Genomic DNA, 24,348 nt, shown 5'->3' with positions numbered 1-24,348 from the left:
GTCCCGCGATTGCGCCCGGCTTGGAGGCGCGAGCCCCCTTTAGGAGCAGCCGATGCGTCTACCCACCGTTATCCTGGCCCTGACATGTCTTGCCGGCGCAGCTTCAGCCGAAGATTTGTCGGGCACGCTCCAGAAGGTCAAGGAGACCAAAAAGATCACCCTGGGCTATCAGGAGGCCTCGGTCCCGTTCAGCTATCTCGACGGCAATCAGAAGCCGGTCGGCTTTGCCATGGACATCTGCCTTAGGATCGTCGATGCCGTGAAGAAGCAGCTGGGCATGCCCGACATCGCCGTCGACACGCTCGCCGTGACGTCGTCGAACCGCATTCCGCTGATGGTCAACGGGACCCTCGACCTGCATTGCTCGGCGACCACCAACAACGCCGATCGCCAGAAGCAGGTCGCCTTCACCAACACGCACTTCCTCAGCGCGACGCGGTTCGCGGCGAAGAAAGCCGCAAAGATCAACACCATCGACGATCTCAAGGGCAAGGCGGTCACTGCGGTGGCGGGCTCGGTCAACCTGACCCAGCTCGCCAAGGTCAACACCGAGCGCAATCTCGGCATCAATGTAATGCCGGCCAAGGACCAGGCCGAGGCGTTCCTGTTGCTGGAAACTGACCGCGCCCAGGCCTACGCACTCGACGACGTGCAGCTCGCGGTCGCGATCGCGCGCTCGAAGGAGCCCCAAGCCTTCATGATCAGCGAGGAGGCGTTCTCCAAGCCGGAGCCTTACGGCATCATGCTGCGGCGGGAGGATGCGCCGTTCAAGGCGCTCGCCGACCGCGCGACTGCGGAGCTCTATGCAAGCCCGGAGATCGAGGTGCTCTACAAGAAATGGCTGCAGTCCCCGACGCCGCCGAACGGCCTCAACTACAACGTCCCGATGTCGCCCGCCCTGCGCAACGCTTTCAAGAAGCCGAGCTGGAGCGCTGATCCTGATGTCTACGTGGTGAACTGAGGCTGAGACGTTGCGCATTATTGTGCCCTCTCCCCTTGTGGGAGAGGGCAGCTCCGCTCGTAGACAAAAGCTCACTTGGGTGAGGGGTATGTAATCTCCAGATTCGTGTGTGCGGATAGGTACCCCTCATCCGGCGCTTCGCGCCACCTTCTCCCACAAGGGGAGAAGGAAGAAAGAGTGCGTCACTCGGTGAGCTAGCCGCCTTCTTTCAAGCGTTCGAATATTTCTTCAGCTCGAATCGTGCGATCTGATTCCTGTGAACTTCGTCGGGGCCATCGGCAAGTCGTAGCAATCGCGCGGTCGCATAGGCCTGGGTCAGTCCGAAATCGTTCGAGGTGCCGCCACCGCCATGGGCCTGGATCGCCCAGTCGATGATCTGGCAGGCCATGTTGGGCACGGCGACCTTGATCATCGCGATCTCGGCCTTCGCGACCTTGTTGCCGACCGTGTCCATCGCGTAGGCCGCATTCAGCGTGAGGAGGCGGGCCTGCTCGATCATGATGCGGGATTCCGCGATGCGCTCTTGCGTCACGGTCTGCTCGGAGACCGGCTTGCCGAAGGCGACGCGGCTGCGCACGCGGCGGCACATCTTCTCCAGCGTACGCTCGGCAAGGCCGATCAGCCGCATGCAATGGTGGATGCGGCCCGGGCCGAGCCGGCCCTGCGCGATTTCGAAGCCGCGGCCTTCGCCGAGCAGCATGTTCTCCTTGGGGACCCGCACATTGGTGAAGACGACTTCGGACGCCCGGTCAGGCACGCCGTAGAAGCCGAACACGGGCAGGGGGCGTTTCACCTCGATGCCTGCAGTCTCCATCGGTACCAGGATCATCGATTGCTGCTTGTGGCGGTCCGGATTGTCAGGATCGGTCTTGCCCATGAAGATGCAGATCTTGCAGCGTGGGTCGGTCGCATTGGTCGTGTACCATTTGCGGCCGTTGATGACGTAATGGTCGCCATCGCGCACGATCGAGCTTTCGATGTTGGTCGCATCGGATGAGGCGACCGCAGGCTCCGTCATGGCGAAGCAGGAGCGGATTTCGCCTGCAAGCAGCGGCTTCAGCCAGCGCTCCTTGTCCTTCTCCGAGCCGTAGCGCTCCAGCACCTCCATGTTGCCGGTATCGGGCGCCGAGCAATTGAACACCTCCGGGGCCAGATGCGAGCGGCCCATCACCTCGCAGAGCGGGGCATATTCGAGATTGGTCAGGCCTGCGCCATGGCCGGACTCCGGCAGGAACAGATTCCAGAGACCTTCCGCACGCGCGAGCGGCTTCAACTCCTCGACGACGGGATAGACCTTCCAGGGTCCCAGCTCTTCCGCCTCGCGATAGAAGCGCTCCTCGTTCGGATAGATGTGCCGGTCCATGAAGCTCTCGAGCTTGCGCTTGAGCTCGACGACTTTTGGCGACATCGGGTAAAGCATCTGTGGTCTCCTTGATCCATCGGCGGTGCCGACTTCAGCGCGCTCGCGTGACGTTCGCGCGACGCGATACTCTCTGAACTTCTCGCGCAGAGCCGATTTCAACACCTTGCCGGTCCCCGTCATCGGGAATTCGTCCAGGAATTCGACGGCGTCCGGCATCCACCAGCTCGCGACCTTCGGGCGCATGTGGTCGAGCAGCGTCTTGCCGTCGACCGTCGCGCCCTTCTTGCGGACGACGAGGAGCAGGGGACGCTCCTGCCATTTCTCATGGTTGATCGCGACCACGGCTGCCTGAAGCACATCGGGATGCGACAAGGCGACGTCCTCGAGCTGGATCGAGGAGATCCATTCGCCGCCGGACTTGATCACGTCCTTGGAGCGGTCGGTCAGCGTGACGTGGCCCTGTGGGTCGATCACGGCCATGTCGCCGGTAATCAGCCAGCCGTCGCGGTCGAGACCTTCCTCTAACTTCATGTATCCGGAGGCGACCCAGGGGCCACGGGCGCGCAAATGGCCGACGGACTTGCCGTCGCGTGGCAGCTCGACGCCGCTGTCGTCGACGATGCGCAAGCTCGTGCCGAAGCAGGCGCGGCCCGAGACCTGGCGCCGGTCGAACCTCTCCTTGTCGCCGAGATGCTCCGAGCCGGGCCTTAAGCCCGGCATCGAGCAGCCGAGCGCCTCGGTCATGCCCCAGGCCTGGGTGTAGTCGATACTGTAGTCACGCTTCAGTTTCTCGACCATCGCGCGCGGCGGCGCCGAGCCCGATGACAGCGTTGCGCGTAGGGTGGAGAATTTGTTGCCGGTGCGGCCCAGCCAGTCGAGCAGGATCAGCCAGAAGCTCGGCACGCCCGCCGACAGCGTCACCTTCTCGCCTTCGAGCAATTCGTAGAGCTTGTCGGGCTCGTAGTTGCGGCCCGGCAGCACCAGCTTCGAGCCGGTAAAGGGGGCGGTGAACGGCATGTTCCAGCCATTGCCGTGGAAGAGCGGCGCCATCGGCATCATCACTTCGCGCACGCCTTCGACATGTCCCGGCAGGAAGTCGAAATTGCAGCAGGTCATGGTCTGCAGGATCGCGGCGCGGTGCGAATAGATCACGCCCTTGGGATTGCCGGTCGTGCCCGACGTGTAGCAGATGGTAGAGGCGGACTTTTCGTCGAACTCCGGCCAGACGAAGCCGGCGTCGTTCTCTTCTTCCAGAAGCTCCTCGTAGCAATGCACGTTGGCGAGCTTGGTCTCGGGCATCCGTTCGCGCGACGACATCACGACATAGGCTTCGATCGTCTTGAGCTGCGGCGCAATCGCCTCGACGATCGGCAGCGTGGCGCGGTCGATGAACAGCAGGCGGTCTTCGGCGTGGTTGATGATGTAGACGAGCTGCTCGGGAAACAGCCGCGGGTTGACGGTGTGCAGCACATAGCTCATGCCCGGCGCGGCATAGAACATCTCGAAATGACGATGCGTGTTCCAGGCCAGCGTGCCGACGCGATCGCCGGGATTCATGCCGAGCCGCTTCAGCGCCAGCGCCATGCGCTTGATGCGCGGATGGGCGTCGGCATAAGTGTAGCGATGAATGTCGCCCTCGATCTCGCGCGCGACGATCTCGGCTTCGCCGTGATAGTCCGCGGCATACTGGATCAGGCCGCTGATCAGAAGCGGCATGTCCATCATCAATCCCTGCATGGTCTCCTCCACGGCCACGTCGTTGCGTGGCGTTGCGCTTGTGATTTGCGCGTGAGGTTAGCGGAACGTCACGCGGCGTTCACGCAAAAAACAAGGGACGCGATTGCATGCGTCACTTTTTCAGGGCTAACTGATCCGAGCTGCCGGCGAAGCAGCGTTCTCCGTGGAGGAAATGCATGTCAGCGGAAAGACACAAGACCGGTGCAGCCGGCGAACCTACCGTCGATATTGCAGCCCTCCGCGCGCGCTACCGCGACGAGCGCGACCGCCGTTTGCGTGCCGAGGGCAAGGCCCAGTATGTCGAGGTAACAGGGGAATTCGGCCGCTACCTCGACGACCCCTGGGCCGATCCCGGATTTGCGCGCGCACCTGTCAGTGAAGAGACTGAAGTGCTCGTCGTCGGCGGCGGCTTTGGCGGGCTTCTCTGTGCCGCGCGTCTGCGCGAGGCCGGCATCGATGATTTCCGCATCGTGGAAAAGGCTGCGGACTTCGGCGGCACCTGGTACTGGAATCGCTATCCCGGCGCCGCCTGCGATACCGAGAGCTACATCTACCTGCCGCTGCTGGAAGAGACCGGCTACATGCCGGTGCGCAAATACGCGCGGGCGCCGGAGATCTACGAGCACTCCCGCCGGATCGGCCGTCATTTCGGCCTCTACGATCGCGCGCTGTTTCAGACCGTCATCTCGCGGATGGCATGGCAGGAGCAGGAGGCGCGTTGGCTGGTCGAGACCGACCGGGGCGATCGCATCCGTGCACGCTTCGTCATTCTCGCCGGAGGTCCGCTCAGCCGACCGAAGCTGCCGGGCATTCCCGGCATCGATACCTTTAGGGGACACAGCTTCCACACCAGTCGATGGGACTATGGCTACACCGGTGGCAATGCGGATGGTGGTCTGACCGGACTTGCCGACAAGCGCGTTGGAATCATCGGCACCGGCGCCACCGCCGTGCAATGTGTGCCGCATCTCGGCCGCGCTGCGAAGGAGCTCTATGTCTTCCAGCGCACGCCGTCAGCGATTGGCGTGCGTGACGACCGGTCGACGGATCAAGACTGGGCGCAGAGCCTCAAGCCCGGCTGGCAGCGCGAGCGCATGGACAATTTTACCGCCGTGATCTCCGGCGAGCCCGTCGAACGGGACCTGGTGCAGGATGGCTGGACCGGCCTGCTCGGCGAGATCCTGCTGGCGCCGCGTCGTCAGCCGCAGCCGGTGACCTCGATGGAAGAGGCGCTGAAGGTCATCGAACAGGCCGACTACCGCAAGATGGAGGAGATCCGCGCCCGCGTCGATGCGGTGGTCAAGGACTCGGCGACCGCGGACGGCCTCAAGCCCTGGTACAAGGCGTTCTGCAAGCGGCCGTGCTTCCACGACGAATATCTCGATGTCTTCAATCGTCCCAACGTGCATCTCGTCGACACCAAAGGGCAGGGCGTCGAGCGCATCACCGAGAACGCCGTCATGGCTGGCGGCAAGGCTTACGAACTCGACTGCCTGATCTATGCCAGCGGCTTCGAGGTCGGCACCGATTACGCCCGCCGCATGGGCTTCGAGGTCCATGGCCGCGACGGCATGAGCCTGACCGAGCGCTGGCAGGGCGGCGTCAAGACGATGCATGGCTTCTACAGCCGCGGCTTTCCAAACTGCTTCCTGATCGTCACGGTGCAGGCCGGCCAGAGCGCCAACTTCCCGCACATCATCGACGAGCAGTCGCAGCACATCGCCTATGTGATCGCCGAAGCGCGCAAGCGCAAAGCCCGAACGCTGGAGCCGACGCTGGCCGCGGAAAACGCCTGGGTCGAGGAGGTCGTCAAGGCCGCGCTCGGCCGCCAGACCTATCTCGCCGAATGCACGCCCGGTTACTACAACAACGAGGGCGTGTTCGATCCGATCGCGGCAAGAAACAGCCAATATTGGCGCGGGCCGGTGGCGTTCCTGCGGCTGCTCGACAAATGGCGGAAGGAAGGCAATCTGGACGGACTGGAGTTGAGCTATGGGACCGCGGCGGAGGCAGGCGGCTCTCCGTTGTCGGCTTGAGCGGCATGATCCCGCCACCCACCGGCGCCACGCGCCTCTATGTCATCGTCGGCGATCCCATCGCCCAGGTGCGCTCGCCCGCAGGCGTGACCGCAGCCTTCGCGGCCCGCGGCCATGACGGCATTCTCGTTCCGGTTCAGGTCTCGGTCGCGGATCTGCCGGATTTCCTCTCATTGGCACCGCGCCTGAAGAATCTCGACGGCCTCGTCGTGACCATCCCGCACAAATTCGCCTGCTACCAGGCTTGTACGAGTGCGACGGAGCGCGCTCACTTCCTGCGCAGCGTCAACCTCATGCGCCGACGCGCCGATGGCGCATGGCATGGCGACATGGTCGACGGCCTTGGCTTCGTCGGTGCCGCGCGGGCAAAAGGGGTCAACCCTGCGGGCCTGCGGGCGCTGCTCCTCGGCGCTGGCGGCGCGGGCTCGGCCATCGCGCTCGCGCTGGTGGAGGCCGGCGTGAGCGAGCTCGCTATTCACGATAGCGCGACTGAGCGCCGCGACGCGTTGATCGGCCAACTCAGCGGGCTCGGCAAGTCGACAGTGCGGGCCGGCAGCACGGATCCCACCGGTTTTGAATTTGTCGCCAATGCGACACCGGCAGGGATGAAAGAAGGCGATCCGCTGCCGGTCGATGTCGCTCGGCTTGCGCCCTCGGCCTATTGCGGCTGTGTCATCACCAAGCCCGAAATCTCGCCCTTCATCGCGGCGGCCCAAAAGGGCGGCTGCGTGACGGGGACGGGCACGGACATGTACGAGCAGCACCAGGGGATCATGGTGGACTTCCTGCTTGGCCGTGGCGAAGGGCGGTAAATCGCCCGGTGTCAAGGCGCCCGTTGCGCTCCGCAGGGCTTGAGCGATCAAAGCCGACGTAGGATCATGCGCTCGCGCGAGCCGGTCGCGTATTTGAGGAGAGGATAAGAGGAATGACCAAGGGCAGGACCGTTGCGACGGCCATGATCGGCGCCACAGCGCTGGTGCTCTCTCTGGCGCCCCGCGCCGAGGCCGCCACCTGCGGCAACGGGCCGGGCGGGTTCGAGGCCTGGAAACGAGAGTTCAGCGCAGAGGCGCAGGGCAAGGGCATCGGCCAGACCGCGCTCTCGGCGCTGATGCAGACCAACTACGCCAGTGCCACCATCGCGGCCGACCGCGGCCAGCGCAGCTTTTCGCTGACGCTCGACCAGTTTCTCGCCAAGCGCGGCGCCACCACTATCGTCGCCAAGGGGCGCCAGCTCAAGCAGTCGCAGGCTGCCTTGTTCGCCTCCATCCAGCAGCGCTATGGCGTCCCGCCCGGCCCGCTGATCGCGATCTGGGGCATGGAGACCGGTTTCGGCAGCCAGCGCGGCAACCAGAACATGCTGTCGTCGATCGCAACCCTGGCCTATGACTGCCGTCGTCCTGAGTTCTTTACCGACCAGCTCTACGCGGCCTTGAAGCTGGTCGACCGCGGCACGCTGTCCGGGGCGACCCGCGGCTCCATGCATGGCGAGGTCGGCCAGACCCAGTTCATGCCCAAGAACATCCTGGCCTATGGCACCGGCAACCTCGAGGTGGCCGCCAACGCGCTGAATTCGACAGCGAATTTCCTCAAAGGTCATGGCTGGAAAGCAGGAGCCGGTTACCAGCCGGGCGAGCCGAATTTCGCCGCCATCGAGGCCTGGAATGCGGCCGGTGTTTATCAGAAGGCGATCGCGCTGATGGGCCGGCAGATCGACGAGGGCGGCGGAGCGGCGGCCTCGCGCTGACGAAAACCCGTCCACTTCGCTCGAAAACGCTCCTGCTCAGCAAGGCGTGATGCGCCGACATGAGAAAGTTGTTGCCATCAGGAACCGAGGGCACGAGGTTTGCTTTGATCAGATTCAGGGCTGGGCATGAGGAGACTCAACATGGCAACCCAGATCGTGATGGACCAGACTGGCGATACGCGCCACGAGTTTGATCCTGGCAATGCCGAAGCGCTGGCGCGAGCCGAACGGCGCTTTCGGGAGCTGACCGGAGCCGGCTTCACCGCGGCCCTTCGCAACGGACCCGGCGAAGTCACTCGGATCAGATCGTTCGACCCGACCGCGCAGGAAACGCTGTTCTATCCCCGCCTGGTCGGCGGTTGATCTGAGCTGCTCATGATTACGGCGGTTTGGCTCCGCGCGCCGGCGCGTGCGCGTCTGCATGCGCTGCGTGAACTTTATCGGCGCTTCTTCGGCGAGAACACGCCGGACGCCCGTGGCCGCCGGCTGCTCTTCGATTGGCTCTCGCCCGCACAGCGCGCCCAATTCGAAGAGCACCGGTATTTCGACGTCATCGGATGCGACACCGGCAAGACCTACCGCATTCACTACGGCACCGCCGCCAATGTCCACGAAATCGACGGCGAAGGCCGCGCCACGATGGGATGGTGCTTCGTCCCGTCAGGCTTCCTGGTGCCGGGCGACGTCATGCTGGCGCAGAAGATCGCGCTCGAGACCGACGAGACAGGCGCGCTCTCTCTCGCCAACCGGTTTCCGCCGGCAACGCATTCGGAGCACTTCTACCGGCGGCCTTTCTAGCGGCTGAAACGGCGAAGCGGTCAGTGGTTAGTGATGTGTGGTGCGGTAGGCGTCCAACGCGTGCGCCGCGAAGACACCGGCGCTGCAAAGGGCGAGCAGGCCCGAGATCAGCTCGATCATAGCTCGTCCTCCCGTAGTGAATGGGCAACGAGGTTGCGGCAGCAGGAATAGTCGTAGATCAGGTCGAGAAGGAATTGCATGGTAGCCGTCCCTGTATTTATTTTGACAACGACTTAAGCGGCCATCTGTTTCAGCGATGTTTCGTCACCTCGGGAAAGGGGTTTCGCGGGGAACCTCGGGGCTGGTTTTGTGCGCTGCGGTCCCGCTATTGCTGGAGCCCTTTGGCCGCCTCTTCGGCGGGGCGGCGCACGACATTGCGAGGCAAAATCATGGCGCAGGTCGAATGGTTCGACGATCTGGCGATCGGAATGCGGTTTAGGTCCCCCGAGGTCGAGGTCACCGAGGCCGACATCAAGCGCTTCGCGGCCGAGTTCGATCCGCAGCCGATGCATCTCGACCACGAGGCGGCCAAGGCGACCCTGTTCAAGGGCCTTGCGGCATCGGGATGGCACACCGCGGCGATTGCCATGAACCTCGCGATCCAGACCCGCCCGTTCGGCCCGCATCCGCTGATCGGCGCCGGCGTCGACGGCCTGCGCTGGACGATGCCGGTACGGCCCAATGACCGCCTGCATCTGGTCGGGGAGGTGATGAGCCTGACGCCCTCGAAGTCGAAGCCGCAGGGTATCGCGCTGGTGAAATGGACCATGTTCAACCAGAGCGGCGAGGAGGTTTACACCTTCACCCCCATCGCGATCGTGCCGCGGCAGGGATAGGCACAGGCGCCTCCGTTCTGCCGGGGTAAGCCCTTGCGGCCCTCCCGCGGAGGTGGTCATCTCGGCCCGGGGAACGCGCTGGAGGCTGACATGAAACGATTCCTTCTTGCCGCTTTGCTGATCGCGACGGGCGCCTTAAGCGCCGGGCCGGCGCTTGCGCAACAATCCAAGGTTGCCGACTGGACCATCGAAAAGCGCACGCAGGACACGCATTGCAATGCGAGCCGTGGCTACAAGGACAAGGATGACGAGAACCGCGACTACGTCATCGTGATCACCTATTCCGAGAAGGCGATCGTGATCGTGATGATCTACGATGGCTGGGAATGGGAGAAGGTCGGCGAGATCCTTCGGGCCGATGTCGGCACTGATGACGCGGACATCATGAAGAAGGCGAAGTGGGAGGTCATGGACAAGACCACCGTGCGCGGCATCTTCGAGTACGACCAGTCGATGATGGACCGCCTGTCGAAGGCGAGGCGCCTGACGCTCGATTTCGAGGACGATGACGACGACAGTATCGAGATGCAGGTACCGCGTGCCGGCGAAGCGCTAGCGGCGTTGAAGTTCTGCGAGGAGAACCGGAAATAAGTGGTCGCTGCCGGCCGTGAAGCCGTCAGAACGTCGGCAACGAAGTGGGTGGCAGCGAACCGGCGCGTGACTCATCGCACACAGTCCGCGCGCTGTTCGCATTTATCCTAGTCTTTGGCGAAACAGTCCAAGCCGCACCCTGCGGTTGACGTTACGCAAGGACGATGTTCGATATTCCAGCATCTGGCTGCAACGTTTTTTCCTCGTCGAAGGCGGCAATTGACCGGCCCGACGTCTCCGTCAGTTCCCGGATCGCGAGCTCTCCGTCTCGGACGGGCCGCATGCAGATCGCGTCGCCCGTCCGATGACGACCCATCAGGCAAGCCGGTTCTCGTCTCTCATCGGCGAGATCTACGACGCGGCGGTTGACCCCGCCTTGCGCAGCGGCGCGTTGGAACAGGTTTCGCAGTTCGTCGGTGGTTGCGCCGCGATGATCCTGTCCAGGGATTCGGCACGGCTTTCGATCGAGATTCACCAGCATTTTGGAACCGACGCCCGCTTCCGACAGCTTTATCGCGACCGGTATGTGGAGCTCGATCCTCTGCTCGACCGTCATCTCACCTTCGCGCCCGAACAGACGATCGGCGTGACCGACATCATGTCCCATGCTGATTTTCTCGAGACGAGCTTCCATCGCGAGTGGGTGGAACCGCAGGGGGCCATAGACCTTGCGACCGTCGCGCTCGAGAAGACGGCCGCGCGCACCACGATCCTGCAGGTGTTGCGCCATCGCTCCCGCGGAACCGTCGACGAGGCGATGCGCGAGCGCATGCGGCTGCTCGCTCCGCACATCCATCGGTCGCAGATCATGGGCCGGCAGATCAGGGCGCGCTCGCATACGGTGGACGACCTTGCCGACGTCCTCGACGGATTGAACACGGCGATCTGCCTGCTCGACGCGGATGGCCGCGTCGTTCATGCCAACGCGGCATGCCGCCAGTTGTTCGCCGATGCCAATCTGCTTGCGATCGTCGGTGACCGGATCGTGGCCCGCAACACCCAGACTGACAAAATATTCCGCGGCCTGTGCGAATTCGATGAAGGCACACATTCCGCCGCTCGTCGTCAGATCGAACTTGCGACGTCGGCCGATGGGCAGCATTATCTGCTCCATGCTTTTCCGCTGAAGCGGGATCGCAGCCTGCCGCGGGACATTGCGGCCACGATGCTCTTCGTTCAAAGAGCTTCCATGCTGCCGCTGCTCGCAACCGATGCGATCGCAGCAGCCTTCAGGCTGACGCCGTCTGAATTGCGCGTGTTGATGGCGATTATCGAGATCGGCGGTGTTCCCGACATCGCCGCAAAACTCGGTATCGCCGAGACGACGGTGAAGACGCATCTCGGTCGCCTGTTCGAGAAGACAGGCGCCGGCAGGCAGGCTGATCTGGTGAAGATCGCCGCCGGCTTTGCCGTGCCGTTCGCGCGGCGAACGAACGGCGATGACAGCGTCGCGTGATTCATTGCGCATGCCTCGTGCTACGTGCCGCATTCTCAATCCATTGTGATGATCCGCGCTCGCGGGTCATCCGAATGCAGGACGCGAGTCATTCGAGACTTTCGTATATCGCGCTTCTGATAATTGAAGAGCAGCGAGCGCCGCGAAGCTTGCCACAACGGCATCGAACGCGCGTGTGGAGGAAACGACAGCGCGTGGCGGGGTCTGCTCGTCGGCTGGAGAGATTGCAGTGAGCAGCATGGTTGATTTTTCCGTTCTCAATGTTTCAACGAACGAAATTCCCGAAAACGAGCGCATCCCGTTGCTTCGCGATTTCTATTGCCGCGGGGTGCTGAAGGCGGAGGTCGAGGCAAGGGATGGAAAGCCGGCCGCGGCGAGCTTCACCTCTCATGTCCTGCCGGAAGCCCAGTTGTTGATCGGGGGCCTGTGCGGAGCGCGGGTCATTCGCACCAAGCAACTGGTGGCCGATGGCGACGACAGCCTCGCCCTGATCGTGAACAGGTCCGGCGTTCTCGGCATATCCGAGCGGGGGCACGATCTGAGGCTTCATGCAGGAGAGGCGGTGCTGACGAGCGCGGAGGACGTCACGACGTTCGAGCGGCTGTCGCTGGGAAGCTGCTTCTCGCTACGCGTGCCGAGGCGCGTGCTGGCGCCGATGATCGTGGACGTCGACGATGCCGTGATGCGCGTCATGCTGGAAAGCTCCGCCGGACTGAGGCTGCTGGTCGACTACGCGGTAACGCTGGTGCGGGAGAAGGCGTTCGCGACGCCCGTGCTGCGGCAGCTCGGGGTCGGGCATCTCCACGATCTGCTGGCGCTCGTCCTCGGTGCTACCGGTGAAGCGCGGGAGCTGGCCGGCCGGCGTGGCATCAAGGCGGCGCGGCTCCAGAAGGCGAAAGTCTCCATCGCCAACAATTGCTGGCGGCAGGAACTGTCGGTGGCCTCGGTTGCCCAGGAGCTCGGCGTGACGCCGCGCTATCTCCAGCGCCTGTTCGAGGCCGACGGCAAGACGTTCTCGTCATTCCTGATCGAGCAACGCGTCAAGCGCGCGCATCGCATGCTGCGGGAGCCCGGATACGCCGGGCGAACGGTGAGCTCGATCGCCTACGATGTCGGCTTCGGCGATCTCTCTTATTTCAACCGCTGCTTCCGGCGGACCTATAACGCGACGCCGAGCGACATCAGGAGCGGCGAGATGCCGTGACCGTGCGCCACTGAATTTCTGCCAACTGCCGATTTCAGCCAGCAGACAGGGATCCGGCGTGATCCCTGATTGCGAAGCCATGACCCAATCGTTGCGTGCGGCATCCGCAGCCGGAGTATTGAATGCGCCGTTTCTTTTTCGACCTCCTAGTCGGCAATATCGTGAAGATCGACCCGGGCGGCATGGTGTTCGAATGTGCGGAAGCGACATTCGTGGTGGCCAACGAGATGGCAAACCATCTGTTCGTCTGGCGCGACGATCTGCGCGATCGCGACGCCTGGATCCGCGTCAGAGACAACAGCGGCCGCAAAATCTATCGCGCACCGGTCTGGTCGGAGTGCGCCGAGAAGCAGGGTTGGGACCAGGCGTGAGTGCCGCTTCGGTGTAGCAACTCTGCACCAGTGCGGAACGAAGCGCTTTCGGTTCGTTCTCGGCTGAAGCGCGGTCGTTTCCGTCCAAGTCGGGCCATTGGCGTCCTTCTACCTTAGCGTTCAGCGAATCCAGGGTTCGCTGCCGAGCACCTTCCAATGGAGGAGTCCGGCATCAACATGCCTGCGCTGCCATCAAGCGCAAGGTTTTCTGGGGAACGAAGACGATGAATGTGACGGCTCTTGGTGACTTCGCGCAGCGGCATTTGGTGTGGCGATCGATGCGCCTTCTGGTGTTCGCTGCGCCGCTGTTGGCCGTCGATCAAGCCGAGGCTGCGTGCACGCCGGCGGCACCGGTCAGCAATGCGACCATCGTTTGCTCGGGTGATGTCAACGCTCAGCAGGCCCCCAACAACGGATATGGGACAAGCCAGGACGACAACAATATCTATCGGATCGAGACCGGGGCCAAGGTGCACGGAAGCGCCTTCGGCATCCAGAGCGGCGATGGCAACGTCATCATCAATGGCGGCATCATTGATGGCGCGCTAGCGTCGGGTCTCAGCGGCTTCGGTTTGACGGTGTCGAATCTCAGCGGCGCCACGATCACCGGCTTTCATGCGGTTCTGGCGTCGACACTCACGCTCGACAATGCGGGCATGATTGCGAGCGAAGCCGGGGGAAGGGGGAGCGGGGTCGAAGCCGCGACGGCCACCGTGCGAAATTCTGGCACGATCGCCGGCGTCGGGCCCGATACGATCGGGATCAATGGCGCCACGGTCAACGTGGTCTCGAACACCGGAACGATCTCGGGAGATGCCCGCGGCATCAAGGGTACGACCCTCAACATCACCAATGATGCCTCAGGTATCATCTCGCAATTTGCAGCGACCGGAGGCGCGATCGAGGCCTCCGGTGTGGCGACGGTGGCAAACGCAGGCAACATCGCCGGTCACGCGTTCGGCGTATCCGGCAAGAACGTTGACGTGTCCAATTTCGCCTCCGGCGCCATTGGTGCCGACGGCGGTACTAGCAACGCCATTCGCGCGGACCTCACTGCAAGCGTGACGAACAGCGGCACGATATCGAGCGTATCGAGCGCAATCTTTGGTACGAGCGTCAATGTGACCAACACAGGGCTGATTGCGTCGATACTCGGCTCCGGCATGAGCGCCAGCACCGTGAACCTGGACAATATCGGAAAAGTCACGGCAGATCGCGGCGTCAACGCACTCGTCGGCAACGTCAACAATTCCGGATCCATCATTGCGGACAGCGCAGCCGTCAGCGCCAACGTCGCCAATGTGACGAACACCGGCTTTCTCCAGGCCTCGACCCTCAGTGGCACCGGAATCTCGGCGACCCAAGCCAACGTCATCAATTCCGGCACCATTATCGCCAGAACTGGCATTTCTTCCAGCGACGGGTCGAACATCACGAATTCCGGTACGATCACCGGCACCAGCGGGACGGCGATTAAATTATCGAGCAAGGCCGACACGCTGACGCTGCTGCCGGGCTCGAAGATCAATGGCGTGGTCGATTTCGGCTTCGGCAATGACGTCGTCAACGTCAACTTCATTCCGCTGAGCAGCCGGGTGGCGTCGCTGACGAGCATCCAGCTCCCGACCTTCGTCAACTTCAATGGCACCATCAACACCAACAGCGGGGGCTTCGATGGCCCGAAGGTCTTTGCCGGCGGCACGCTCGCAACGCTCGATCCCACCGCGCTGGCACAGACCGACCGCACGCTGATGGATTTCACCGGTGGTGTCTCTTCCCTGGTGCAGGCACGCCTGAGCGGGGGCGCTGGGCCGGCCGGCAGCAACATGATGGCAATGGCCTATGCGCCGGAGACCGGTCCCTTCACAAAGGCGCCTCGCAGCCTCTGGTCTGATCCCGCGCCGATCACGGTCTGGGCCAACAGCTTTGGCGGCCAGCGCATCCAGGACGAGACCACATCCACGCTGCGCGCGACCTCGACGGCGTGGGGCGGGGCCATCGGCATCGACCGCAAGGTGCAGCCGAACTGGCTGGTCGGCGCCTTCCTCGGTGGCGGGCAGGGCGGCCTCTCGGTCGATCTCAATTCGCAGTCGGTGGACACCAATTACGCCTTCGCCGGCGTCTACAGCCGGTTCGAATGGGCTTCGCAATTCTTCGACGTCACGATCCAGGGCGGCAACGCCGACAACAGGTCGCGCCGCCTGGTGTTGAACAACGCGGCCGTCGGCGGCATGGAGACGGCAACCGCGAACTACAGCGGATGGTACGTGAGTCCAGAGGTTGCTTACGGCTACAAACTCAATATCGGCAACGGCTACGTGCTGACGCCGACGGCGCGGCTGCGTTATGTCGCGGGCCGGTTCGACGGCTACAGCGAGACCGGTTCGGCGCAAGGGCTGTCGGTCGGCGGCCGTACGCTGCAGGATTTTGAGGAGCGGGGCGAGGTCGATCTCTCGCGGGTGACGAGCCTTGCCGGCGGCGAGCTCAAGGCCAACGTCCATGGCGGCGTCATCGCCCTCCAGCGCGTCGGCGACACCACCATCAACACCGTGCTGCTCGGACAGAATCTGTCCTTCGTGACGCCGGGCAGCCGCAGCACCGTCGGCGCGGTGGCCGGCCTCGGCTTCGACTACCGCAGCGGGGCCAATTTGTCCGTGTTTGGCGCGGTCGAGGGCATGATGATGTCCGACCAGAGCCGCACCGGCACGGCCAAGGGTGGCGTTCGCGTCGCGTTCTGAGCCGGCACCAGCCCTGGCGGCTCGAACACGATGCCGCCGGCCGGGCTCCATCCGCCCGGCCGGCGCCTCCTCCGATCGGAGGATGTCGCATGCTACGGTTGTGTTATGCTCCCCGGCATTGATCATTCAGTGCCATTTTGAGCCATGCACGGATCGCAAAAGCTGCCCGATCTCGTCGAGTCCATCTACGATGCCGGGCTCGATCCTTCGCTGTGGAATAACGCGGTGGCCGGCATCCGGGATTTCGTCGGCGGCCAGGCCTGCGGGCTGTTCTCGAAGGATTCGATCAGCAAATCCGGTGTCACGCATTACTATTGTGGAGCGGACCCGCACTACATCCAGCTCTATGCCGAGACCCATTCGAAGTTCGATCCGCTGACGGTCCTGCCGCCACACGGCCGGATTGTAAGCATTCCGGATCTCGTCAATTTCGATGAGTACCGGCGCGGGCGCTTCTACCAGGAATGGATGCAGCCGCAGGGCTGCAGCGATGCGGCCAATGTCGTGCTCGAGATGTCGAATGCGAGCTGCCCGGTGATGATGACCGTGCTGTCGGGCCGCCGCATGGTCGATCGGCGCATGAAGCGGCGCCTTTCGCTGCTGGTGCCGCACGCAAGCCGCGCGCTGCTGATTAACCGCGCCATGACCGCGCAACTGACGCTGGCGACGGCACTGGCGGACGTGCTCGACAGTTTGACGGTCGGGATCTTCCTGCTCGACGGCCTCTGCCGCCTGGTGCATGCGAATTCGGCCGGTCAGCTCCTGCTCGCGGCCGATGACGTGGTGCGGTCCGTTGCCGGGCAACTCGTGACCAGCAACGCTGAGGCCAATCGGAGCCTGCGCAAGGCGTTTGCGGACCATCGCGACGGTGCAGTGCTGGCCGCAGGCGGCGGTGCGATTCCGCTGTTGTCCGCCACCGGCGAGCGCTACGTCCCTCACATGCTGCCGTTGTCGTCCTTGCTGCGCAACGGCAGCGAGTGCGTGGTCGATGCCGCCGGTGCGCTGCTTGTGCGCAAGGTGTCGCTCGGTGGACAATCCTGTGGCGAATTGATCGCGCGAACGTTCGAGCTGACGCCAGCGGAGCTCCGCGTGTTCCTGTCGATCGTCGAGGTCGGCGGCGTCCCGGAGACGGCGGCTACACTCGGTATCGCGGAGACGACCGTGAAAACGCATCTGCATCGCGTCTTCGCCAAGACCGGCGTGTCCCGGCAGGCCGATCTCGTCAAGCTCGCGGCGGGATTTGCCAATCCGCTCGTCCACTGAAGATCGCCGTCGGCGTTGAACCTTTTTCGCCCGCGACAGACTCACAGGAGCCGCCGGGCACGAAGAACATTCCGCAAATCTCCGACTTTGACCATTGGCTCTTCCGATGCCCCGATCTCCGAGACATTCCGAGCTGATCGAGAGCATATATGATGCCGGACTCCACCCTGAGCTGTGGAGCGACGTCGTCGTCATGCTCAATGCGTTCATCGGCAGCCAGGCCTGCGGCCTGATCTCGAAGGATACGGTCAGCAAGTCCGGGGCGACCCATTATTATTGCGGAGTCGATCCGCACTACATCCAGCTCTATTCCGAAACCTACTCCCGGTACGATCCGCTCGCCCGGCTTCCTGGGTACGGCGAGGTGCGCAGCATTCCGGACCTCGTGAATTTCGACGAGTACCGCCGCGGGCGCTTCTATCAGGAATGGCTGCGCCCGCAGGGCTGCATCGACGTCGCCAACGTGGTGCTGGAACAGTCGAAGTCGCCGTGCCCGATGTTGCTGACCGTCATCCCGGGCAGGGAGATGCTCGATGCCGAGCAGCGCGCGCGAATGCAGTTCCTGGTTCCCCATGCGAGCCGGGCGCTGATGATCAACCGCGCGATCGAGCGGAAGCAGCAACGCGCGACCGCACTGGCCGACGTCGTGGACCGCCTGAATGCCGGCGTCATCCTGCTCGATGCAGCCTGCCAGATCGTCCATAGCAACCCGGCGGCCGAGACGATCCTGGCCGCGGACGATGTCCTGCGCTCGATCTCGGGCCGGCTGGTGACGAGATCCTCCGAGGCCAATCTGGCCCTGCGTAATATCTTCCGCGATCCGGGAGAGGTGGCTCTGGCTGCGGCCGACGGTCGAAAGATCCCTTTGACGTCGCACGACGGTTCGCACTACGTCGCGCACGTGATTGCGCTGCCCTCGCTGCTGCGCGATGGTGCGACCGAGCGCACGTCGGCCGTTGGGGCCTTGCTGATCTGGAAGGCGGAACTCGACAGCCGCTCATGTGCCGGCCTGATCGACCGCACGTTCGAGTTGACGCCTGCGGAACTGAGGGTTCTGCAATCGATCGTCGAGGTCGGCGGAGTGCCGGAGACCGCGGCCGCATTGGGGGTCGCCGAGACGACGGTGAAGACGCATCTGCACCGCGTCTTCGCCAAGACCGGCGTGTCCCGTCAGGCCGATCTGGTCAAGCTTGCGGCGGGATTCTCCAATCCGCTTCTGCACTGACACGAATGCGCGTCGCGGGCTCTTCGCTGCAGCACGCCGACAGGTTCAAAGAGAGATATCATTAGAAAGTTATCGCGCGTCATTCGATCGAATGACGCGATTTTTTGCGTTCTCTTCTACAGACACGTCACACGATTTCTTGTTCGACGTATCAGACTTCTTTGTGAAGCAACTCACATCAGACTGGGGTGAATCTCATCATTCTCTCGCACAGGTTGAGAGGAGGTCGTCATGCGAAGGACGTCACTTGCCATGGCCGACAAGTTCCGCGACATCGTCGCTCGCATCGGCGCCGTGTTCCGCGAGCAGCGCAAGATCGACGCGCAACGCGCATTGCAACGCTATCACCACTTGCTGGCCCAGCCCGGCGACACATTGCCTTTGAACGAAATCATTCCGGTCAGCAAGCAAGAGGATGTTTCAGGAAATGCCCACGGATCTGATGCGCGCGAGAGCGCCGCCGGCGAGCCCGCCTACGAGCGCGCGTAATTTCAACATCGTCGCGATTGCGCTGACCGGGGCGCTCGTCGCTCTTCAGCTGGTCGGGCTGGCGCTTCTGGAACGATCCCACGCCCATGCGATGCAAATGTCGTTTCCGCGCGAACCGGCGGCCTGCACAGACACCCCGGATGTTGCCGTTCCGCAGATCCCCTATGATTGACCGGAGGACGGTCCGTGCCTGATGTCACGACTCTGATTCTGCTTAGCGTTGCCGTATTCGCCGGCGCCTTCGTTTCGGGACTCTCGGGCTTCGCGTTTTCGGCCGTCGCGGGCACGATCCTGCTGCGGGTGTTTCAGCCGCTCGAAGCCGTGCCGCTGATGATGGCTTGCAGCATCGGCGTGCAGGCGACCAATCTGTGGGCGCTCCGGCGCAGTATCCGTTGGGAGGGCAGTCTGCTGCTGATCGTCGGCGGATTGATCGGCGTTCCCATCGCGGTGTCGCTGTTGCAGAGCGCGGATACGCATCTGCTCAGGCGCGGCTTCGGCATCATCGTCGCGCTCTATGCCGCGTATATGCTGCTGCGCCCGACGCTGGTGACCGCCGGCGAGGCGGTCGGCCGGCACTGGGTCGCGCTGATCGGGTTCGGAGGAGGGCTCGTCGGCGGGCTCACCGCGATGCCGGGCGCAATCCCGACGATCTGGTGCGACATGCGCGGCATGCCCAAGAGCGAGCAGCGCGGCCTGGTGCAGCCCTTCATCGCGGCTATGCAGCTGTTTGCCATCGCGCTGCTGGTCGGGCATCAGGACCTGTCGTCAAAGGTCTTCGTCGACCTTGCCGTCAGCCTGCCGGCGCTGTTCGCCGGCTCGGCGCTTGGCGTGATCGCATTCCACCGGGTCAACGAGACGGTCTTTCGCAAGACCGTGCTCGTTCTGTTGCTCGTGTCGGGGATTTCCCTGATCTAGTGTCCTTGGACTTCGTGAAGTCCTTGGACCGGTGCCGCGCTGATGTCGCTGCCGTGATGCACCAGCGGCTTGTTACCGGTTACGGTCCGCAGCAGCACATAGAACACCGGCGTCAGGAACAGGCCGAACACGGTGACGCCGATCATGCCGGAGAACACGGCAACGCCCATGGCTCGCCGCATCTCCGAGCCCGCGCCGGTCGAGAGCACCAGCGGCAGCACGCCCATGATGAAGGCCATCGACGTCATCAGGATCGGGCGAAGCCTTAAGCGGCTCGCCTCGATCGCGGCGCGGATCGGCGTGCGCCCGGCGAATTCGAGCTCACGCGCGAACTCGACGATCAGGATAGCGTTCTTGGCCGAGAGCCCCACGAGAACGATCAGGCCGATCTGGGTGAAGACGTTGTTGTCGCCCTTGGATATCCAGACGCCGAACATGGCGGCAAGCAGGCCCATCGGCACGATCATGATGATCGAGAGCGGCAGGGTCAGGCTCTCGTAGAGCGCGGCCAGCACCAGGAACACCAGCAGGATCGCCAGCGGAAACACCCAGAGGCCGGAATTGCCCGCGATGAACTCCTGATAGGTCAGGTCGGTCCACTCGAAGGCAAAGCCGGGCGGCAACGTCTCCGCGGCGATCCGGGTTGCCGCCTCCTGCGCCTGGCCCGACGAGAAGCCGGGCGCGGCGGCGGCGTTGATGTCGGACGACAGGAATCCGTTGTAGCGGATCGCACGCTCCGGTCCCGCGCTCTGGCGGATATTGAGCAGCGCCGACAACGGCACCATGTCGCCGGAGGACGAGCGCACCTTCAACTGCCTGATGTCGTCGGCACGTGCACGGAACGGCGCGTCGGCCTGCACATAAACCGAATAGGTGCGGCCGAATTTGTTGAAGTCATTGACGTAGTAGGAGCCCAGGTAGATCTGCAGCGTGTTGAAGACTTCAGTCACGGGCACGCCAAGCTGCAGCGCCTTGGTGCGGTCGATGTCGGCGAAGAGTTGGGGCACGTTGACCTGGAAGCTGGAGAACACGCCCGCGATCTCCGGCGCCTTCTGCATCGCAGCCATGAACGCGTTGGTCGCCTCGTTCAGCGCCTCGTAGCCGAGACCGGCGCGGTCCTCGATCTGCAGCTTGAAGCCGCCGATGGTGCCAAGGCCGTTGACCGGCGGCGGCGGGAACATGGCGATGAAGGCCTCCTGGATGCCGGCGTACTTCTTGTTCAGGTCGGCCGCGATGGCATTCCCGCTCAGGGCCGGGCCCTTGCGCTCGTCGAATGGCTTGAGCGTCGAGAACACGATGCCGGCATTGGACGAGTTGGTGAATCCGGAGATCGACAGACCGGGGAAGGCCACGGAGCTCTCCACACCGGGCTGGGTTAGCGCGACGTCGCTCATCTTGCGGATGACCTCTTCGCTACGGTCGAGCGTCGCGCCGTCGGGCAGGCGGGCAAAACCGACGAGATACTGCTTGTCCTGTCCGGGCACGAAGCCGCTCGGCACTTGCTGGAACAAGAAGGCGGTGAGGCCGACCAGGACCACGTAGAGCCCCATCACAGCGGCCTTGCCCGAGATCACCTTGGTGACGGTGCCGCTGTAATTATCCGAGGAGCGCGTGAAGGCCTTGTTGAAGCCGCGGAAGAACCAGCCAAGGCTCTTTTCCATGATGAGCGTCAGCCGGTCCTTCGGCTCGTTGTGTCCCTTGAGCAGCAGCGCCGACAGCGCCGGCGACAGCGTCAGTGAGTTAACCGCTGAGATCACGGTCGAGATCGCGATCGTCAGTGCGAACTGCTTGTAGAACTGCCCGGTGAGGCCGGAGATGAAGGCAAGGGGAACGAACACCGCGATCAGCACCATGGCGATGGCGATGATCGGGCCCGACACCTCGCGCATGGCCTGATAGGTGGCGTCGCGCGGCGACAGCCCGGCCTCGATGTTGCGCTCGACATTCTCGACCACGACGATGGCGTCGTCGACGACGATGCCGATGGCGAGCACGAGGCCGAACAGGCTGAGCGCGTTGATGGAGAAGCCGAACACGTGCATCACCGCGAATGTGCCGACGATCGACACCGGCACGGCCAGCAGCGGGATGATCGAGGCCCGCCAGGTCTGGAGGAACAGGATCACCACCAGCACCACCAGCGCGATCGCTTCCAGCAGCGTGTGGATGACGGCCTCGATCGAGGAGCGTACGAACTGGGTGGGGTCGTAGACGATCTGGTAGGACACGCCTTCCGGCATGTTCTTCTTGATCTCGGCCATGGTGGCGCGGACGTTATCTGAGATCTGCAGCGCGTTGGAACCCGGCGCCTGGAAGATCGGGATCGCCACCGCCTGCTTGTTGTCGAGCAGCGAGCGCAGGCCATATTGCGATGCGCCGAGCTCGATCCGCGCGACGTCGCGCAGCCGCACGACCTCGCCGCGCGTGCCGGTCTTGACCACGATGTCGCCGAACTGCTCTTCGCTGGACAGTCGGCCTTCCGCATTGACGGACAGCTGCAGGTCGATGCCCTGCACGTTCGGGGAGGAGCCGACGACGCCGGCGGCGGCCTCGACGTTCTGCGCCTGGATCGATTTGACGATGTCGCTCGCGGTCAGGCCGTGCTCGGCCGCCTTCTGCGGATCGACCCAGACCCGCATCGAATAGTCACCAGCGCCGTAGAGCTGCACGTCGCCGACGCCGTCGATCCGCGCCAGCCGGTCCTTGACGTTGAGCACCGCGTAGTTGCGCAAATACGTCATGTCGTAGCGGCCGTTCGGCGACAACAGATGCACGACCATGGTGAGGTCGGGCGAGGACTTCTTGGTGATGATGCCGAGCTGGCGCACCACTGCGGGCAGGCGCGGCTCGGCCTGTTGCACACGGTTCTGCACCAGCTGCGTCGCCTTGTCGGGGTCGGTGCCGAGCCGGAACGTCACCGTCAGCGTCATCGCGCCGTCGGTGGTCGCTTGGCTCGACATGTAGAGCATGTTCTCGACGCCGTTGATCTGCTCCTCGATCGGGGTCGCGACCGTCTCCGCGATCACCTTGGGATTGGCGCCGGGATAGGTGGCGCGCACCAGGACCGACGGCGGCACCACGTCCGGATATTCCGAGATCGGCATCGCGAACAGCGAGATCAGGCCGGCAAGGAAAATCAGGACCGACAGCACGCCGGCAAAAATCGGACGATCGATGAAGAATTTTGAGAGATTCATGGCTTTGCCCCTGGGCAATATCCTGCGTGTCTCCGCCAACTCACCCCGTCATTCCGGGGCGCGCGCTCAGCGCGCGAACCCGGAATCCTGAAGTGAGATGGATCGGAGTTTCCAAACTGCTGGATTCCGGGTTCGCGCTACGCGCGCCCCGGAATGACAGAGAACACTAGCGTTGCACGACGTCCTGGTTGCTGTGGTTCGAAGCTTGCTGCCCACGCGCGCCCATCGCTGCGACCTCCGTCTTGAGGAGGACGCCGGGACGCACGCGCTGCAGGCCGTTGACGACGATACGATCGCCGGACTTCAGGCCCGAGGTGACGATGCGAAGCCCGTCGACGGCGCTGCCGAGCGTGATCGGACGGTAGACCGCGCGGCTGTCGTCGCCGACCGCCATCACGAACTTCTTGTCCTGATCGGTCCCGATCGCGCGCTCATCGATCATCACCAGCGTCTGCTGCTTCGGCTGGCCCATGCGCACGCGGGCGAACTGGCCGGGGATCAGACGCCCGTCCTCGTTCCGGAACACCGCGCGCACCCGGATGGTGCCGCTCTGGCCGTTGACCTGGTTGTCGATGAGCTGGATGTGGCCTTTCGCCGAGAGGCCGCCGGAGGTCGCCATCTCCACGGGGATCTGGTCGAGCTTGCCGCGTCCGCCCTTGGCGTCCGCGATCGAGTTCAGCGCACGCAGCACGACCTCTTCGTCCGCATCGAAGGATGCATAGATCGGATTGATCGAGACCAGCGAGGTCAGCACCGGGGAGGCGGTGCCCGCGGCCACGAGATTGCCGACGGTGATCTCGATCTTGCCGACGCGGCCGTCCACGGGCGCGCGCACCTCGGTGTAGTCGAGATTGAGCTTTGCAGTCAGGAGCGTTGCCTCGGCCGCCTTCACGCTGGCGATCGCTTCGCGGTTGGCGTTCTCGCGCTGGTCGAAGTCGCGGCGCGTCACGACGGCGTTGCCGACCAGCTGTGCGCCGCGTTCGACCTCGCTGGTGGTGAACACCACGCGCGCCTTTGCGGCCTCGAGCTGGGCGTTGGCCTTGTCGACCTCGGCGGCGTAAGGCGCCGGATCGATCTTGAACAGCACGTCGCCAGCCTTCACCAGCGTGCCTTCGGTGAAGTTGGTGGAAAGGATCGCACCGGCAACGCGCGGGCGAAGCTCGACGCGGTTGATGGCTTCCAGCCGGCCGGAGAAATCGTCCCACAGCGCGGTCTGCCGCGGCTCGATCATGGCAACCGTGACGGACACCGCCTGTTCAGCCGCGGCGGCCGTTGCGGTTGCCTGAGCGGAACGAAGATAGTGGCCGGTCGCAATCGTACCGGCCACAGCAAGGGCGCCGACGATGGCGACGCCGCCAAGAAGGCGGCGAAGGCGGCCGGCACGGGAGGTATTTTGGGAGGGGGGCATTTGCGCGCTCCAGATA

The 24,348-nt window shown here is 63.7% G+C and carries 20 protein-coding genes and 1 pseudogene; 17 read left to right on the top strand and 4 right to left on the bottom strand.

Going from position 1 to position 24,348, the window contains the following annotated elements:
- Positions 1-52 precede the first annotated feature (52 nt).
- Entirely contained in the window at positions 53-961 is a 909-nt protein-coding gene (locus CV770_RS05665; RefSeq protein WP_104461613.1) for an amino acid ABC transporter substrate-binding protein, read from the top strand.
- A 208-nt stretch (positions 962-1,169) separates the two neighbouring features.
- On the opposite strand, the gene CV770_RS05655 is transcribed toward CV770_RS05665, so the two are convergent.
- Positions 1,170-2,381, bottom strand: coding sequence for an acyl-CoA dehydrogenase family protein (locus CV770_RS05655; protein WP_091954197.1), 1,212 nt, complete (start codon positions 2,379-2,381; stop codon positions 1,170-1,172).
- Between the two features lie 57 nt (positions 2,382-2,438).
- Positions 2,439-4,061 (bottom strand): annotated as a pseudogene (locus CV770_RS05650) (long-chain fatty acid--CoA ligase); the annotation flags it as partial.
- Positions 4,062-4,237: 176 nt separating this feature from the next.
- On the opposite strand from CV770_RS05650, the gene CV770_RS05645 reads away from it, so the two are divergent.
- The 16 genes from CV770_RS05645 (at position 4,238) to CV770_RS05570 (ending at position 19,727) form a co-directional block, all read left to right on the top strand.
- On the top strand, positions 4,238-6,097 hold the full coding sequence (locus tag CV770_RS05645) for a flavin-containing monooxygenase (protein ID WP_104461611.1): 1,860 nt from the start codon (positions 4,238-4,240) through the stop codon (positions 6,095-6,097).
- A gap of 5 nt (positions 6,098-6,102) precedes the next feature.
- The gene (locus CV770_RS05640; RefSeq protein ID WP_104461610.1) at positions 6,103-6,909 is read left to right on the top strand and encodes a shikimate dehydrogenase family protein; all 807 of its coding nucleotides are present in this window, start codon (positions 6,103-6,105) and stop codon (positions 6,907-6,909) included.
- 113 nt (positions 6,910-7,022) lie between these two features.
- Positions 7,023-7,841 (top strand): lytic murein transglycosylase, encoded by an 819-nt coding sequence (locus CV770_RS05635; RefSeq protein WP_018319782.1) that lies wholly within the window; start codon positions 7,023-7,025, stop codon positions 7,839-7,841.
- 141 nt (positions 7,842-7,982) lie between these two features.
- Positions 7,983-8,204: a hypothetical protein gene (locus CV770_RS05630; RefSeq protein WP_018319783.1), complete on the top strand. Its 222-nt coding sequence runs from the start codon at positions 7,983-7,985 to the stop codon at positions 8,202-8,204.
- A 12-nt stretch (positions 8,205-8,216) separates the two neighbouring features.
- On the top strand, positions 8,217-8,639 hold the full coding sequence (locus tag CV770_RS05625) for a hypothetical protein (RefSeq protein WP_018319784.1): 423 nt from the start codon (positions 8,217-8,219) through the stop codon (positions 8,637-8,639).
- Positions 8,640-9,028: 389 nt separating this feature from the next.
- Positions 9,029-9,475 carry a MaoC family dehydratase gene (locus tag CV770_RS05620; RefSeq protein WP_091954211.1) on the top strand — a complete coding sequence of 149 codons (447 nt, stop codon included), beginning with the start codon at positions 9,029-9,031 and terminating at the stop codon, positions 9,473-9,475.
- A gap of 90 nt (positions 9,476-9,565) precedes the next feature.
- Positions 9,566-10,066 carry a hypothetical protein gene (locus CV770_RS05615; protein ID WP_091954214.1) on the top strand — a complete coding sequence of 167 codons (501 nt, stop codon included), beginning with the start codon at positions 9,566-9,568 and terminating at the stop codon, positions 10,064-10,066.
- A gap of 304 nt (positions 10,067-10,370) precedes the next feature.
- On the top strand, positions 10,371-11,522 hold the full coding sequence (locus CV770_RS05610) for a helix-turn-helix transcriptional regulator (protein ID WP_104461609.1): 1,152 nt from the start codon (positions 10,371-10,373) through the stop codon (positions 11,520-11,522).
- Between the two features lie 238 nt (positions 11,523-11,760).
- The gene (locus CV770_RS05605; RefSeq protein WP_201759715.1) at positions 11,761-12,726 is read left to right on the top strand and encodes a helix-turn-helix transcriptional regulator; all 966 of its coding nucleotides are present in this window, start codon (positions 11,761-11,763) and stop codon (positions 12,724-12,726) included.
- Positions 12,727-12,848: 122 nt separating this feature from the next.
- Positions 12,849-13,097, top strand: a complete 249-nt coding sequence (locus CV770_RS05600; protein WP_104461607.1) for a DUF6894 family protein — start codon at positions 12,849-12,851, stop codon at positions 13,095-13,097.
- Between the two features lie 224 nt (positions 13,098-13,321).
- Entirely contained in the window at positions 13,322-15,835 is a 2,514-nt protein-coding gene (locus tag CV770_RS05595) for an autotransporter family protein (RefSeq protein ID WP_104461606.1), read from the top strand.
- A 144-nt stretch (positions 15,836-15,979) separates the two neighbouring features.
- Positions 15,980-17,098, top strand: a complete 1,119-nt coding sequence (locus CV770_RS05590) for a helix-turn-helix transcriptional regulator (protein WP_104461605.1) — start codon at positions 15,980-15,982, stop codon at positions 17,096-17,098.
- A gap of 106 nt (positions 17,099-17,204) precedes the next feature.
- Entirely contained in the window at positions 17,205-18,323 is a 1,119-nt protein-coding gene (locus tag CV770_RS05585) for a helix-turn-helix transcriptional regulator (RefSeq protein WP_104461604.1), read from the top strand.
- Between the two features lie 252 nt (positions 18,324-18,575).
- A complete protein-coding gene (locus tag CV770_RS05580; RefSeq protein WP_245453680.1) occupies positions 18,576-18,812 on the top strand; it encodes a hypothetical protein in 237 nt (78 codons plus the stop codon).
- Positions 18,751-18,984 carry a hypothetical protein gene (locus CV770_RS05575; protein ID WP_201759709.1) on the top strand — a complete coding sequence of 78 codons (234 nt, stop codon included), beginning with the start codon at positions 18,751-18,753 and terminating at the stop codon, positions 18,982-18,984. Before CV770_RS05580 ends, CV770_RS05575 begins: the two co-directional genes overlap by 62 nt.
- A 14-nt stretch (positions 18,985-18,998) precedes the next feature.
- Positions 18,999-19,727, top strand: a complete 729-nt coding sequence (locus CV770_RS05570) for a sulfite exporter TauE/SafE family protein (protein ID WP_038970940.1) — start codon at positions 18,999-19,001, stop codon at positions 19,725-19,727.
- Here CV770_RS05570 and CV770_RS05565 read toward each other — a convergent pair.
- The gene (locus tag CV770_RS05565) at positions 19,724-22,924 is read right to left on the bottom strand and encodes an efflux RND transporter permease subunit (protein WP_104461601.1); all 3,201 of its coding nucleotides are present in this window, start codon (positions 22,922-22,924) and stop codon (positions 19,724-19,726) included. The two genes, CV770_RS05570 and CV770_RS05565, sit on opposite strands and share 4 nt — an antisense overlap.
- Positions 22,925-23,090: 166 nt before the next feature.
- On the bottom strand, positions 23,091-24,332 hold the full coding sequence (locus CV770_RS05560; RefSeq protein ID WP_091954238.1) for an efflux RND transporter periplasmic adaptor subunit: 1,242 nt from the start codon (positions 24,330-24,332) through the stop codon (positions 23,091-23,093).
- Between the last annotated feature and the right edge of the window lie 16 nt (positions 24,333-24,348).

The organism is Bradyrhizobium sp. AC87j1 (assembly GCF_002936975.1).
In the GTDB taxonomy this organism is placed as follows: domain Bacteria; phylum Pseudomonadota; class Alphaproteobacteria; order Rhizobiales; family Xanthobacteraceae; genus Bradyrhizobium; species Bradyrhizobium shewense.
The sequence above is the reverse complement of the archived record's forward strand: the minus strand, read 5'-3'. Positions and strand labels throughout refer to the sequence as shown.